The organism is Flavobacterium tiangeerense, assembly GCF_007830355.1.
GTDB lineage: Bacteria > Bacteroidota > Bacteroidia > Flavobacteriales > Flavobacteriaceae > Flavobacterium > Flavobacterium tiangeerense.
In genome coordinates this window covers 231-15,173 of record NZ_VLKO01000003.1, presented here as the reverse complement: position 1 = coordinate 15,173, position 14,943 = coordinate 231, and the positions used below count along the sequence as shown (strand labels likewise).

Here is a 14,943-nt window from a genome sequence, read left to right as displayed (position 1 = left end):
TTAGAGAATAGCCAAACTGTTATTATGTAGTTTTTATACATTTTGATAAGCCAATCATTTTAAAAGTATTTACAAGAAAAGGTCGTGAGAATTTTATCGCGTTTATCTTTTTTAAGAACTTTTAAAAAAAACTCAAAGTCATGATTCTTTGCATAACCTGAACGATAACTTATTCACTATTAGTAGAGTAATGTCATTCGTACATCAGCCTGCAATTTTTAATAACGTTTTTTTAGAATACTTCTAGCAGCTGGGAGATATATCCGCGCGATCGGGCAATCGTTGCAACAATTTTAGGTGTTGCTTTTTTTGTTTTTACTTGTATTATTTGACTATGATTGCGGGTTGCCGCGTTGCAAACGCTAAGAATCTTTTTAGAAGGTAAGTAGGCACTCGTTGCAAACTAGCACCAGTGGGAACTTTGTGGGCACGGAATGCAATTCCGCGCTAGCACCATCTAGAATACTAGTCATATCCGAGCCATTGGGGTTTATTCTAAATCAATTTCAAATTGACTCATTTTTTTAATTATAATCATCCAAACAAAAAACTGCAAAACCAAAAAAATTCCAGCAGAAATTAAATTAAAATAAACAGTTCCACTATCCGTTTCATAATAATAATATGTCTTTGTGTGTTTAACTAAAATTCCGTTTATATTTTGCCACCCAGTTACTGTTTTTTTTGTAAAAATTTCTTTCAAGTAAGAAATCAAATGCACAAGATTCAAGCCGCTAAACACAATATATGAAATTATTCTATTGTGTCTTATTTCATACATATTGAACAAAAAGACAGGCAAACTAAGAAGAAGATATAACCAGCAAACTATCAACACAAATGGAGATGAATCAATCATACTAATAATGATCACTGAAAAGAGGTATAATAAAAATAAGTTTTTCAATAAAAAAAAATTAAATTTAATTCTATTAGTATCCATAATTATTTTTTTAAATTGATTTCAAATGCAGCAGTTCTAAAAATACCCGATAGCGCGGATTTGCAATTCGTGCCCAGAACGATGAGCCACAAACATAATTCGTACCCAGCTGCTCGAAGTATTCACAAAAAACGTTCTTAAAAACTGCGGAGTGCCGCGCGAATCTCGCTGACTTTGCGCCATTTTAAATTGTATTGTACCGCAGATTCGCAGATTAAAAATTACTATAATCTGCGAATCTGCGGTTATTTTACAAAGGTAATTATATTTCGAATCCTAGTTTTTCGCGCACTTTTGCTAGTACACCATTGGCCACAGCCGAAGCTTTTTGAGCACCTATTTTTAAAAGCGCATCTACTTCGTTAAGATTGCTCATGTAGTAGTTGTATTTTTCTCTTTCGGTTTTAAAGGTTTCGCAAATCAATTCAAACAAAGCTTGCTTGGCGTGACCGTAACCGTAATTGCCGCCTAAATAATTGGCACGCATTGCTGCTAATTGTTCTTCAGTTGCCAATAAAGCATAAATAGCAAAAGCATTACACGTATCTGGATTTTTAGGATCTTCAAGTGGTGTACTATCGGTTTCAATACTCATGACTTGTTTGCGTAAGGCTTTGTCATCCAGAAATATATTGATGATATTATTAGCTGATTTACTCATTTTTCCACCATTAGTACCTGGAATCAACATGCTGTCTTCTTGAATTTTGGCTTCAGGAAGCACAAAGGTTTCGCCCATTTGGTGATTGAATCTTGAGGCTACATCACGGGTGATCTCTAAATGTTGCAATTGGTCTTTTCCTACTGGTACAAACTCGGCATCGTACAATAAAATATCAGCAGCCATAAGCATAGGGTAGGAGAACAGTCCTGCATTGACATCATCTAGCCTGTCTGATTTGTCTTTGAAAGAATGTGCTAATGTCAAACGCTGGAACGGAAAAAAGCAGCTCAAGTACCAAGACAATTCTGCTGTTTGTGGCACATCTGATTGTCTGTAAAAAACAACTTTTTCTACATTCAATCCGCAAGCCAGCCATGCTGCTGCTGTGCTATAGGTATTGGTTCTTAGTGTTGCTCCGTCTTTTATTTGGGTAACCGAATGCAAATCAGCAATGAACAAAAACGATTCATTTTCGGGTTTGTTTGAGAGTGCTATTGCGGGTATAATTGCGCCAAGAAGATTTCCTAAATGTGGTGTCCCTGTACTTTGAACGCCGGTAAGTATTTTTGCCATTATGATTTTAACTTTTCCCGCAAAGTTCGCAAAGTTTTTTATTTATTACTGCAAAATTGTAATTTTTAAAAACAATCTAGCCTTATGGACTTAGCGTTTTTATGTAAAGTATCATCGTCATGCGTTTCATAAATCAGTATTTTGTTTCCAAAAGATTTTGTAGCTAGTCTTGGTTTTAATTTTCATAAAAAAAACACCAGACTTTTTTGAAGTATTTTACCTTCTGATTTCTTACTTTTGGAGTTATGAATGCAATTAAAATTATTTTTTGGGTATTGTGGCGTGTTTGGTTTTATGTTCTCATGGCACTACCCATTCTGGTCATGTTTCCCTTTTTAGTGCTGTCTATCGTTTCAGAGCGTGGGTATCCTTACTTTTTTAAGATGGCTCGTATTTGGGCCAAGTGTATCCTATTTGGTATGGGTTTTTATTATAAAATTGATGAAGACGAGGCTTTAATTTCACACAAGAGTTATATGCTAGTGGCCAATCATACCTCTATGACTGATATTATGCTGATGCTGGCTATCACCAAGAACCCGTTTGTTTTTGTTGGTAAAAAAGAACTCTCTAAGATTCCTTTATTTGGTTTTTTCTACAAAAGAACGTGTATTCTTGTAGATAGAAATTCATCAAAAAGTAGGTTAGAAGTTTTTGATAGAGCCCAAAAAAGGATTCAACAAGGTTTAAGCATTTGTATTTTTCCTGAAGGTGGTGTTCCTGATGATGAATCTATTATATTGGATGCTTTTAAAGATGGTGCTTTTAGATTGGCAGTAGATCACGGACTTCCTATTGTGCCCATTACGTTCCCGGATAATAAAAAACGATTTTCATTTACTTTTTTGAGTGGTAGTCCAGGTCTAATGCGTGTTAAATTTCATCATCACGTTTCCACTACAGCTGTTGATGGCGTAGATCGAAAAGATATTCGGGATCAAGTGCGTTCCACCATTTACCATCAGTTGTTGTTATTTGCAGCAGGATCTTCTAAAATTCATAACTAATTCCGGTATATACTCCCATTACCATCGGCTTAAAGTTACTGCTGTTGTTTGTAAAAGTATTGATTTGGTACTTGAGCATGGGCTCTAAACTGAGTTGAAATGATTTTATGAGTTTGTAGCGTACTCCAAAGCCAAAATTAGTACTAAAGTGTAGCGAATTTAAGTTGGTTGCACTGCCAAGTCTTTCATTGAATGAATTAGATTCTAATCGGACTTCATTATCATTTAAAAGTAATGTGCTGACCCCTGCAATGAGATGTATTCCTATTTTTTTATCGATTAACGCATAGGACATTTCAAAAGGGATTTCAAAATAATTCATCTGTTGGTTTAGTGCTCCTACGTTGTTTTTTTGTAAGTTTTTCTCAAAACCAGATAAAGTAGAACGGCTTTCGTTGTTAGTGATTTCAATAGATGAGGAATTCGTGAAATTAATGTTTGATACGCTATTACTTCGTAATCCAACAGTATAAGATACATTGTTTGTATTGTACCCTAACGCCAACCTGTTTATTCCACTGCGCAGGCTCATCTTTTGGGTCAAAGCATAGTGTATACCAATCCCATAACTCGCTGAGTTGTCATTCGTTTTTTTGTTTTGAGTCAGTTGAGGATCCAGTGCGGATCCGCTGCTGTTTGTGTTCAGATATAAGGCGGCAACAGTAGGTGTTATTTTCCATTTGTTACCCTTTGTTAGGTTAGATTCTGGAGTTGTATTTTTATCTCTTAAAATTTCTTCTAAAGAGTTTTTTGTAGCGCTCACCTCTTCATTTGATAGGGCTTGTGATTTGTTAGACATTTCACTGTTAGCAATTGGCTTCTTTGATTGTGCATTTTGTACAGCTGTGATTTCTTTTGCAACGACACTGTTATCTTGTTGTTGTGCTAATGCTAATCCTTCCGAAGCTATCGCAGCGTTTGTACTTACCGATGGATTATTTTTTTGGATATGAACGAGATAATCCTTTTTATTCTTCTTTTGGTTCGAATTGATTTTAGGTCCAGTAACTCGTATAGTTTTTTCATAATTCGTTTGAGTTGGTTGTTGGTTAGTCACTACTTGTTGAAGCTCCTTATCAATGAGTTCAGGTTTGGTTGTGAACCTTTTTTTGAGGAGCGTTTCTTTTTCACTAGCTTTTGATTGGTTTACGATCTTTATTACAGGTTTTGAGCTCGCATATTGTGTTTTTTGAACTAGCAATAACCCTACCAATAATGAGGCTGCAATTCCACTTATTTTAAGCCAGAACGGTAAAACCTTTCGTCTTTTCTTTCTTTTGCGTAAACTCAGTTCAATAGCCTCCCACACCTGTGGCTCAGGTTGGGCTTCAAAATCCTTAAATTGCTCTTGAAAATACCGGTCTATATTTTTTTTATCGTGCATTGTATTTTGTTCTAGTAGTGTTACCGGTATAAGAATTTATTTTTTCTCTCAAAATCATTCGGGCTCGAGCCAAATTTGATTTGGTTGTACCCGTAGTGATTTTTAGTATTTCGGCAATTTCCTTGTGTGAATAGCCGTCTAGTACATATAGACTAAATACTAAACGGTATTGATCAGGTAATTCTTGTACCATTTTGAGTAGCGTTTCCAGTGCTATGGGTTCATCATCAATTGTAATTTCTTCTTCAGCTAGGTCGGTATCCACAATATTTAAAAACCGTACGTCTTTAAATTTTTGTAAGGCATTGTTAATCATAACTCTTTTAGCCCAACCTTCAAATGAACCCTTGTTGCTAAATTGATTGATTTTATCCAAGATGAGTATAAAACCATCATGCAAATTGTCTTGTGCATCTGAATAACTCTTAGAATATTTGAGGCAGACTCCAAAAAGTTTTTTTGCAAACAGTACATACAGCTCCTCTTGTGCTTTTGGACAGTTTTTTTTACAGTTTGCAATGATTTGATCTAACCCCACGTTTGGATGTTCTATTTAGTTTTCCACTTTAATTTCTTTTTCTTCAAATTGCGACACCCCATTAGCGTCTTTGCCTTTGTAAAATTTAAAAATATACGATCCCGTATTGGTTACATAAAACTGAAAAGAAACTTCAGATAAAGGAGGCAACGCTTGGTTACAAATTTGATCTTTATCTACTACAGCTTGTATACCAATGGTTCTTATGTTGAGGTTCTTATCGTAGTAAATCCCTTGATATCCATAGCAACTAGTTGGTTTTTGGTATTTGAGTGTAATGGTGTAGGTTTCCCCTAGCTTAAAAGAGGCAGGAACTTCATAACTAGCCACTGGCAATACTTCATAATTGTAATTAGGGTAATCATTTTCTGGGCTACAAGACAGGAAAGAGGCCCATAATAGTGCTAAAGCAATAATTTTTTTCATCTTTTTACATTTTTAGAATTCGACACTTATTTCAAAGGGTTGGGTTGAATTGTATTTTCGGCCCAAACATTTGTTTTTTTAAATAGAGGTATCTTTGATAAAAAGGTTGCGTTTAAACCAAAAAAAACCCGATAAAATCGGGTTTTTAAAAAATTATTCTCCAGCTAATTCTTTAATTCTAGCTTTAATTTTTAGCTCTAGCTCATCGGCTAATTCTGGATTGTCTTTAATTAAGGTTTTAACAGCATCACGACCTTGTCCTAATTTGGTTTCGCCATAACTAAACCAAGAACCAGCTTTCTTAATAATTTCAAATTCAACGGCTAAGTCTAATATCTCACCTGTTTTTGAAATTCCTTCGCCATACATGATATCAAATTCGGCTACTTTAAATGGTGGAGCAACTTTGTTCTTAACCACTTTTACTTTGGTTCTGTTTCCTAAAACATTATCACCATCTTTTATTTGTGTAGAACGACGAATGTCTAATCGTACAGATGCATAAAATTTCAAGGCATTACCACCCGTTGTAGTTTCTGGATTACCAAACATAACCCCGATTTTCTCTCTCAACTGGTTGATGAAAAATACCGTACAATTTGTTTTGCTTATGGTTCCAGTTAATTTTCTTAAAGCTTGTGACATCAATCTAGCGTGCAATCCCATTTTAGAATCACCCATTTCTCCTTCAATTTCACTTTTTGGAGTCAAGGCAGCAACGGAGTCAATTACTACAATATCAATAGCGCCTGAGCGAATTAAGTTTTCAGCAATTTCTAAGGCTTGTTCTCCGTTATCAGGTTGAGATATAATTAGGTTTTCAATATCTACCCCTAATTTTTCTGCATAATTTCTATCAAATGCGTGTTCTGCATCTATAAAAGCTGCAATTCCACCTGCTTTTTGAGCTTCGGCAATAGCATGCAACGTTAAAGTTGTTTTACCTGATGATTCTGGTCCGTAGATTTCAATAATTCTTCCTTTTGGATATCCATTTACGCCAAGAGCCAAATCTATTCCTAAAGATCCCGAAGAAATTGTTTCTACTTCTTCGATGGCTTTATCTCCCATTTTCATCACAGTACCTTTTCCGTAGGTCTTGTCTAGTTTGTCAAGCGTAAGTTGTAACGCTTTTAATTTAGATTCTTTTTCTGTACTCATCTTCTCTTTTACCTTTTCTTTCATCTATTTTTGTTTGTAACGCTATGAATTTAAGTGGTGTACCTTGGTAGCCACAATTTGATTATTGCAATTAATATATTGTTCTTGTAAAAATACTTCTTTTTCAATTACAATTTTTCCTTTCGATAAAAATTTGAAATCTATTTTCTAGTTTATCGTTATTAGGTAAACAAAGCCTTCAATTCTGTGGCGTCGTGCGGGTTCATTTTTCCAGCCAAAACTAAGCTCAATTGTTTACGTCTAAGTGCTGCTTCAAAACGTTGTTTTTCCAGTTCTGTTTCGGGAACAATTTGGGGTACTTCTACAGGTCTACCAGTGTCATCTACAGCTACAAAGGTATAGATGGCTTCGTTTGCTTTGGTTTTATTTCCAGATTCTCTATCCTCTACCCAAATATCAATATATATTTCCATTGAACTTTTAAAAGCTCTCGAAACTTTAGCTTCAACAGTAACTACGCTCCCTAGCGGAATGGCTCTATTGAACGCAACATGATTTACAGATGCGGTAACTACAATTCGGCGGGAATGTCTTCTTGCAGCTATACTTGCAGCACGATCCATTCTTGCCAGCAATTCTCCTCCAAAAAGGTTGTTCAAAGGATTTGTTTCACTCGGTAAAACAAGATCGGTGAGTGTTGTTAAAGACTCAGATGGATTTTTTGGTGTCATAAATATAAAAAGTTCTTTTTTCTAAAAATAATAATTTAGTTCAACAAATATACGGCTAAAATAGCGGGTATAAAGTAAATTACAATGGTTCTTGCTCCATCATAATCCTTGGCCAAACGCTGACCAAAAAGCAGCATCAATAAGGTAATACATGCAAATACAGCTCCGTAATACCCAAACACTCTTCCGTTATTGATGAACAATTCAATGCAACCTACAACACTTAATATTCCCGTAATTAGTTCTAGAACGAGAATGTTGAGCAAAGCCAGTGGCACTTGATTTTTAAGCGGTGTATTGGCAAAATGTCCTTTTAGCCATTCCACATTATCTTTCCAATAAAACAGTTTGTCATAACTGGATTGTAAAAAGGTAATAGCCAAAAAAATTAAAATTAAAATTGAAGTAGTGTTGTTCATAGGTTTTATTTTTTATGGATTAATCGTGTTAGTTTTATAGACAAGTCGGTTAGGATAATTTTGGCATTTCCATTTCTTTCAATGTGATACATGGCATCCGATAGTTCTTTATAGATGTCAAAAATGTTATTTCCGTTTACAAAAGGAGCAAAATTCTCTAGTTTGAACTTCTCTACTTTAGGTTCTATGTAAACAAGAGATGGTGTTTGATAGTTAAGTAACAAGGCTTGTCGGAACATTTCGATGCAAAACTGTAAAAATTCCTTTTGGGTTTCTCTACCTAAGACCGCTATTTGTTCACTCCATTGTATCAAATCCTGAATGGCTGCAGCATTTCCTTTTGCCCTAAATGCGGCACGTACCCAGTCAACAAACCATTTTTCAAAAAAATCGGTATCTCTATTGGGTTGCAACAATTGCTGGGCTTTATTATAATTTCCTTGTGCTTGGTGTGCTATTTTTTGCGCTGTTGCGGCATCAACTTCCCATTCTTTTTCTAAAGCTTGGGCTATTGTTGATTCACTTAAACCATTAAAATGCAATACTTGACAGCGAGAGCGAATGGTTTGTATAATGTCTTCTTCGTTTTCAGAAATTAAAATAAACACAGTCTTATCACTTGGTTCTTCTAATAATTTCAATAATTTATTAGAGGCGGGTATGTTCAGCTTATCAGCCATCCATACAATCATGATTTTGTAACCTCCTTCAAATGATTTAAGAGCTAGTGATTTCAAAATCTCTTGTGCATCTTCAACTCTTATTTCCCCTTGTTTGTTTTTTACGTCTAATACTTGGTACCAGTCAAACAAGCTACCGAACGGTTTTTTTTCTATGAATCCCCTCCATTCCGTAATAAAATCTAAGCTTTTGGGTTTTCCTTTTATAGCATCAGTGCTAACTGTAGGGTAAATAAAATGCAAATCAGGGTGTGCAAATTTCTCAAATTTGATGTTGCAAGCGGCATTAACATCACTGTTTTCTCCGTTTGAGTTATTGCAAATAATGTATTGTGCATAGGCTATAGCCATGGGCAATGTCCCAGAACCCTCAGGCCCAACAAACAGTTGCGCGTGTGGAATCCTTCCCAAACTAGCATTTTTTGTCAAGTGACTCTTAATGTGCTCTTGCCCTAATATATCTGAAAATTGCATGAAGCAAAGATAATAGAAAATGATTGAGACATAAATTTTTCAATTTTTAATTTTAAAAAAGAGTGGTCTTTCTCCATTCACATATTAGAAAACCTAGATTACGATATGTTTTTTTTTGGTTAACCAAATCCTGAATTTCTTAATAAGTTTCATAGTATTGAAATTACTTTTTATTAAGTCGTTAAACATTTTTTATTTTTTTAAATAAGAACTCCTTCAAATGAATTGTTTAAAAGGGATGTTAATGTTTTTTAAAATTTTATAAATTTTTTTTTATTTAACATTTATGGGAGCTGACACGTGTTTTTAACTTTTTTTTAATTTATTTTTAAGGTTTTGTATTTTTTGGCATTCCTTTTGTAATATGCTTTATAACATGTATTTGTACTTTCATATTTTATTTTAAAAGGGAAGCACAAGTTGATAAGCTAAGAAGCAACTAAAGATTTTTTTTAAAAAAACGTAATAATTAAGCAACTTTTATTACTTTTAAGAATCATATAGGTATAAATACGTGGTTATAGGCGTTTTGATTTGTTTTTAATACGGTATGGATTGTTAAAAAATGTAAATTTACCCTAAATGCACTTGAGTTTTGAACGAAAATTAGTAAACTCCACATTATTTGTAATGTTTCTAATTAAAAAAAACCAATAAAACAAAGGCATTGGGAACTTATTAACCAAAAATTGTTAACAATTCAACACCAAAACCAAAATAAAAATAAAAACGTATGTTGTTTTAAGTTTAAATGTTTAGATTTGTTACCTTAAATAAATTTTTTTAATATAATATTATGAAAGCGAAAGTTATTGTTTTAAGTTTTTTTTTAATGTCGACGGGTGCTGCCTTTTCACAAGCGAAAGTTGTAGAAAGAAGCATAATTAGTAAAGATGCTTCCATAAGAACATTTCATGATTTAGATCAATTGAAATCGATGCAAAAAGGAGAGCTAATTGAGCTATACACAGAACGTGTAAGAGTGCTTGTTAAGATCTTGCCAAACATTGCCCTAGCAAAATTGCCAGGAGTAACCATATCTGATTTAGGCATTCCTAATGATGCAGTAAATAAAAAAGCATTAGAAGATGTGGCTCAAGGAACACAAGATTTTCTAGTTGTATCTACAGATTTCCAAAAGAAAATGTTGCCTTATGCTGATAAAAACACATTGGTTGCAGCAATATTATTTTTTGAAACCACAATGAAATCATTGCATGAATTTGAAGGATTGTAATGGATACTTTCTTTCCTATTCTTAATATATAATAAATAATTAAATTTTAATCCCATGAAAAATTTCCCCCGAATTTTAACAATTTTTCTATTGGTAATTTCAACTGCTCAGGCACAGCAAGAAAAAGGAATTATTGGACTTAATAATTGGTTGAATAACTGGACCGAGTTTAAGTCTAACAAAGTAGATTACGGAGAAGCCAATCAAATATTGGCAGTTAACATAACTGCAAATACTAAATTGTACAAGAAAAATATTTACTTGCTACAAGGTAATGTTTATGTGACTAACAACGCCGTGCTTACTATTGAACCTGGAACTAAAATTATTGGAGACTTTGATACCAAAGGAACTTTAATAATTACTAAAGGTGCTAGTATCATTGCAGATGGTCTAGAAACAGATCCTATTGTCTTTACTTCGAATCGCAGTTTGAGAAAAGCTGGAGATTGGGGTGGTATTGTAATATTAGGTGATGCTCCTTTAAATAAATTTGGAGGTGTTGCATCAGTAAATACAGGAAGTAGTACGGATTTTATTCCGACTTTAACATCTTACGGTGGTAATAATCCTGCTGGGAATTCTGGTATTATGAGATACGTTCGCATTGAATTTGCTGGATCAAAGCTTTCAACAGGTGGAGGAAATTTAAATTCTCTTTTTTTGGCAGGTGTTGGAAACAAAACCATTTTACAAAATATAATGATTAGTTTCTCTGGTGGGAATTCATTTGAAATTTTTGGTGGTGATACCAATTTATCTCAAGTTGTTTCATACAAATCTAGTAATGATGATTACCGTTTTAATTATGGTGCTCAAAGTAGCTTGACAAACTCTCTTGCCATTCGTTCTTCCTTTTTATCAAGTAAAAATGGTTCCAGATGTTTAGACATTGCTTCTTACAATAAGAAAGAAGAAGTGGATTTTTCTAAAAAACAGACATTGGTGGTAGCCACTAATTTAACACTTGTTAACAATAGTGCTAATATTAATGCTGATATTGAATCAGGTTTAGTTAAAGAGGCCATTTATATTGCTGAAAATGCTTCACTCAATTGCAAGCGTACTGTAATCTCTGGTTTCAAACCGGCAGTTTTATTGGATAACAAAATTCAAATGAATGAAGAGAACTTAGCTAAAATTAAGTTTGAATCTATGTACTTTAATAACTGTAAAGGAAACATCTTTATTGTTGATAACTCTAATAATGAAGATTTAGAGTCTTATTACGGTCAAACCAACCTGTTTAATTACTTTTCGCCAAACAGTAATAATGCAGAGACTTTTATTGACTTTGCCAATGAAAAAAGACCGGATTTCCGTTTACAATTATCAAAAATTACAGCGTCTAATTAAGGATGCTGTATTAAAGTAGCTGACAAGTTGATGCAAAACTAATTATGAAATGTAGACGCCCCCCTACTATTTTTAAAGCTTATCAATTTTTATTTTTATTGCTGTTTTTATTAGCAGTTAATTCCTTACACGCACAATTTACAATAAACAAGCCTTCACTTGGTTTTACTAAAATTTGTGCAAATAGTACTTTTAATAGTTTTGAGGTTAGTTTTTCATTCAATCCTGCGGGATCATTAAGCGCCTCAAATCAATTTATACTAGAGCTGTCCGATGGAGTGGGAAATTTTTCCACTCCAATAGCTCTTAGTTTCACAGAGAAACCAAATTCTGCCACACTTTCCTCAAGAACTTTTGTTTTTGCAGTTCCTATCACAACGGGAGGTGAAAACTTCAGAATCAGAGTACGCAGTACTGCTCCTGTAGCAACTAGTCCTAGTTCTAACGCATTTGCGGCTTATTACAAGTTACAAGACACACAATTTTCTATCAATAATTTCAATCAAAACGCCACGTATTGTAGAGGTGGTTCGTATGTATTGACCATTGACAATCCGGGAACAGGAACTAATGATTCTCCTTTAAAATATCCATCACTGACTTTTAAATGGTTTAAAGAACCTAGTTTAGTACCTATAGCCACAACTCCTAGTCTTACTGTTACTGCACCAGGAAGGTATTATGTAGAAACCAATTACGGTACGTGTACTTCCGATTCATATTCCAATAGAGTTATTGTGAGTGAAGCTTCTAATACAGCTGCAATTGTTACGTCAAGCAAAGGAAATCCATTTTGTCCGTCAGAAGGGCCAACAACATTAAGTACACAAGCTGGAAATACCTACCAGTGGTTTTTAAACGATGTCGCCATTGTGGGCGCCACTAGCCAAAATTATAATACCACTACAGCTGGGAATTATACGGTTAGAGTTGATTTTGGAGGCTGTACCTTTACAGGAGCCATCAATCTAGTAAATGTACCTTTTACAAGTTCCTTAAATGTCACAGGAACAACAATTATCAAGGAAGGAGAAACTAAGCAAATAGTAGCAACTACATCAGCAAATAATCCTACTTTTGAATGGTTCTTGAATGGTACTTTGATACCATCAGCCACTACAAATACATTTAATGCAACTCAAGAAGGAAATTATTCTTTAACCATAACACAAACTACCGGTTGCATTTCAAAAAAAGAATTTCCATTTGAAATCCGTTTTCCTTTCGTAGATCCTAATGTGGTTTTAATTCCAAATATAATAAGTCCTAATAATGATGGTATCAATGATACTTGGATCATTCCACAACAATATATAAGTGGTACAAACACATCGGTGGTGGTCTTAAATGCAAGGGGTGAAATGGTTTTGAATACTACAAATTATCAAAATAATTGGCCAGAAGAGCAACTGGATTTTAAATCTGTGAATCCCATTTATTACTATATCATAACAACTCAAGATAATACGATTAAAAAGGGTTCCATCACAGTAATTAGGTAACATGAAAAATATTTTTTTTAGTTTTTGTTTTTTTTTCTGTTTACTTCAGACTATCCATTCACAAGATAATGGTGTGGTCTCTTTCAATATACCAGTTAGAAATTCACTTAAGTTCCATAAATTTTTAATCAATCCTGCTTTTAGTTTTGCTAGAGAGCAAAACTCATACGCGACCATTTTTAATAAGCGGGAATGGGTGCAATTTGAAAATGCGCCGCAAACGTATTTGGCGAGTTATTCTGGACGTTTTGGTGAAAATCAAGGAATTGGTATAGGATTGTTTCAACAAAATTATGGCGTACTTACAACATTTGGTGGAGTGGCCAACTTTGCACAAAATGTATATCTCAGTGAAGACAATAATCTTACTTTTGGTTTAAATCTAGGTTTTTATAAAAGTGGAATTAATACAGGTAAAGTAGTTAGTAATTATACCGACCCTGCATTAGGATTAGTTCCTTCAAATTCCTTACTAGTTGTAAGTCCAGGGATCAACTACGGAACAGCTTTTTTTGATTTTGGACTTGCTCTAAACAATGCGGTTCTGTATAATTTAGAAACATCACAAATGGTGCAAGATGACCCACAACGAGCACTACAAGCACATATAATGTATACGGGTTTTATTGACAGTAATGGTTTCTTTGACCGAAGTAAATTTTCGGGTCTTGTTCGTACTGAGATTAAAAAAGAACAAACTATACTTTCTGGTTTAATGATGTTCAGTATTCCTAACGGAGTTTGGGCACAAGCAGGTTACAATTCATTTCACGGTGTTTCAGCGGGGATAGGACTTAATCTTACATCCAGAATTGCTTTGGAATATAACTATGAAAAAGCATTGGGTAATTTTACTCAATTTGGACCTTCGCATGAAATTGTTTTAGCCTACAAGTTCAGTGGCAAGTATAGTAATGAGGATGAGGAAGAAGGTTCGATACTCCCAAAATTAGAACCTAAATCGGTTCCAAGACCACCGTCAACACCTAAAGTGACACAAAAATCAGCTTCAGATATACAAAAAGAAAATGATTTAAAAGCTGCTAAGGCTAAAGCCGTAGCAGATGCTGCTCAAAAAGCAAGACAAGATAAAGAAGCACAAGCAAAAGCAAAAGCAGAAGAGAACAGATTGAACCGTGAGAAAGCAATTGCTGATGCTGCTGATGCAAGAGCCAAACAATTGGCTGATGCTAAGGCTAAAGTAGTTGTTCCTGTTGCTGCAGCAGATGCGAAAACAAAACTAGCGGCAGATGCAAAAGCGAAAGCGGATGCCGAGGCAGCCAAACAAGCTGCGCAAGCTAAGGCAAAATCAGAAGCAGAAACCAAAGCGAAACTAGCTGCCGATGCCAAAGCCAAAGCTGATGCTGAGGCTGTGAAACAAGCAGCAGTTGCTAAAGCCAAACTAGCCGCCGATGCTAAAGCGAAAGCAGATGCCGAAGCTGCTAAACAAGCTGCAAACAAACCTAAACCTGAAGAGGTTGCCAAAGCCAAATTAGCAGCAGATGCTAAAGCAAAAGCAGATGCCGAAGCGGCCAAACAAGCTGCTTATGCCAAAGCGAAAGCGGATGCAGAAGCTGCAAAACTGAAATTAGCTGCTGACGCTAAAGCAAAAGCAGATGCAGAAGCGGCCAAACAAACTGCTGATGTCAAAGCGAAAGCGGATGCAGAAACGAAAGCCAAATTAGCAGCAGATGCCAAAGCGAAAGCGGATGCTGAAGCTTCAAAACTGAAATTAGCTGCAGAAGCTAAAGCAAAAGCAGATGCAGAAGCGGCGAAAAAAGCTGCTGATACCAAAGCGAAAGCAGATGCCGAAGCTGCGAAACAAGCTGAAGACGCCAAAGCAAAATCAGAAGCAGAAACCAAAGCCAAATTAGCTGCAGATGCTAA

14 protein-coding genes are annotated in these 14,943 nt (G+C 34.9%); 5 read left to right on the top strand and 9 right to left on the bottom strand.

Annotated elements, in window-relative coordinates:
• Positions 1-490: 490 nt before the first annotated feature.
• Together IQ05_RS03345 and trpS are read right to left on the bottom strand one after the other, a co-directional pair.
• Entirely contained in the window at positions 491-943 is a 453-nt protein-coding gene (locus IQ05_RS03345; RefSeq protein WP_144889825.1) for a hypothetical protein, read from the bottom strand.
• A gap of 262 nt (positions 944-1,205) precedes the next feature.
• Positions 1,206-2,180: a tryptophan--tRNA ligase gene (gene trpS, locus IQ05_RS03340; RefSeq protein WP_144889823.1), complete on the bottom strand. Its 975-nt coding sequence runs from the start codon at positions 2,178-2,180 to the stop codon at positions 1,206-1,208.
• 245 nt (positions 2,181-2,425) lie between these two features.
• On the opposite strand from trpS, the gene IQ05_RS03335 reads away from it, so the two are divergent.
• Entirely contained in the window at positions 2,426-3,187 is a 762-nt protein-coding gene (locus tag IQ05_RS03335; protein ID WP_144889821.1) for a lysophospholipid acyltransferase family protein, read from the top strand.
• On the opposite strand, the gene IQ05_RS03330 is transcribed toward IQ05_RS03335, so the two are convergent.
• The 7 genes from IQ05_RS03330 to IQ05_RS03300 form a co-directional block, all read right to left on the bottom strand.
• Positions 3,171-4,571, bottom strand: coding sequence for an autotransporter outer membrane beta-barrel domain-containing protein (locus IQ05_RS03330; protein ID WP_144889819.1), 1,401 nt, complete (start codon positions 4,569-4,571; stop codon positions 3,171-3,173). The genes IQ05_RS03335 and IQ05_RS03330 overlap by 17 nt on opposite strands.
• Positions 4,561-5,109: an RNA polymerase sigma factor gene (locus IQ05_RS03325; RefSeq protein WP_144889817.1), complete on the bottom strand. Its 549-nt coding sequence runs from the start codon at positions 5,107-5,109 to the stop codon at positions 4,561-4,563. Before IQ05_RS03325 ends, IQ05_RS03330 begins: the two co-directional genes overlap by 11 nt.
• Before the next feature lie 15 nt (positions 5,110-5,124).
• Positions 5,125-5,535, bottom strand: a complete 411-nt coding sequence (locus tag IQ05_RS03320) for a hypothetical protein (RefSeq protein WP_144889815.1) — start codon at positions 5,533-5,535, stop codon at positions 5,125-5,127.
• 153 nt (positions 5,536-5,688) lie between these two features.
• On the bottom strand, positions 5,689-6,696 hold the full coding sequence (gene recA, locus IQ05_RS03315; protein ID WP_144890513.1) for a recombinase RecA: 1,008 nt from the start codon (positions 6,694-6,696) through the stop codon (positions 5,689-5,691).
• A gap of 182 nt (positions 6,697-6,878) precedes the next feature.
• A complete protein-coding gene (locus tag IQ05_RS03310; protein WP_086454887.1) occupies positions 6,879-7,388 on the bottom strand; it encodes an acyl-CoA thioesterase in 510 nt (169 codons plus the stop codon).
• 35 nt (positions 7,389-7,423) lie between these two features.
• Positions 7,424-7,807, bottom strand: a complete 384-nt coding sequence (locus tag IQ05_RS03305; protein ID WP_144889813.1) for a DoxX family protein — start codon at positions 7,805-7,807, stop codon at positions 7,424-7,426.
• A gap of 5 nt (positions 7,808-7,812) precedes the next feature.
• On the bottom strand, positions 7,813-8,961 hold the full coding sequence (locus tag IQ05_RS03300) for a DNA polymerase III subunit (protein WP_144889811.1): 1,149 nt from the start codon (positions 8,959-8,961) through the stop codon (positions 7,813-7,815).
• Positions 8,962-9,757: 796 nt separating this feature from the next.
• On the opposite strand from IQ05_RS03300, the gene IQ05_RS03295 reads away from it, so the two are divergent.
• The 4 genes from IQ05_RS03295 to IQ05_RS03280 form a co-directional block, all read left to right on the top strand.
• Positions 9,758-10,198 carry a hypothetical protein gene (locus tag IQ05_RS03295; RefSeq protein WP_144889809.1) on the top strand — a complete coding sequence of 147 codons (441 nt, stop codon included), beginning with the start codon at positions 9,758-9,760 and terminating at the stop codon, positions 10,196-10,198.
• A 54-nt stretch (positions 10,199-10,252) separates the two neighbouring features.
• Positions 10,253-11,554, top strand: a complete 1,302-nt coding sequence (locus tag IQ05_RS03290; RefSeq protein WP_144889808.1) for a hypothetical protein — start codon at positions 10,253-10,255, stop codon at positions 11,552-11,554.
• Positions 11,555-11,598: 44 nt separating this feature from the next.
• Positions 11,599-13,056, top strand: coding sequence for a T9SS type B sorting domain-containing protein (locus tag IQ05_RS03285; RefSeq protein WP_144889806.1), 1,458 nt, complete (start codon positions 11,599-11,601; stop codon positions 13,054-13,056).
• A 1-nt stretch (position 13,057) separates the two neighbouring features.
• Positions 13,058-14,943: PorP/SprF family type IX secretion system membrane protein (locus IQ05_RS03280; protein WP_144890510.1), on the top strand; the 1,886-nt coding region annotated here is incomplete at its 3' end.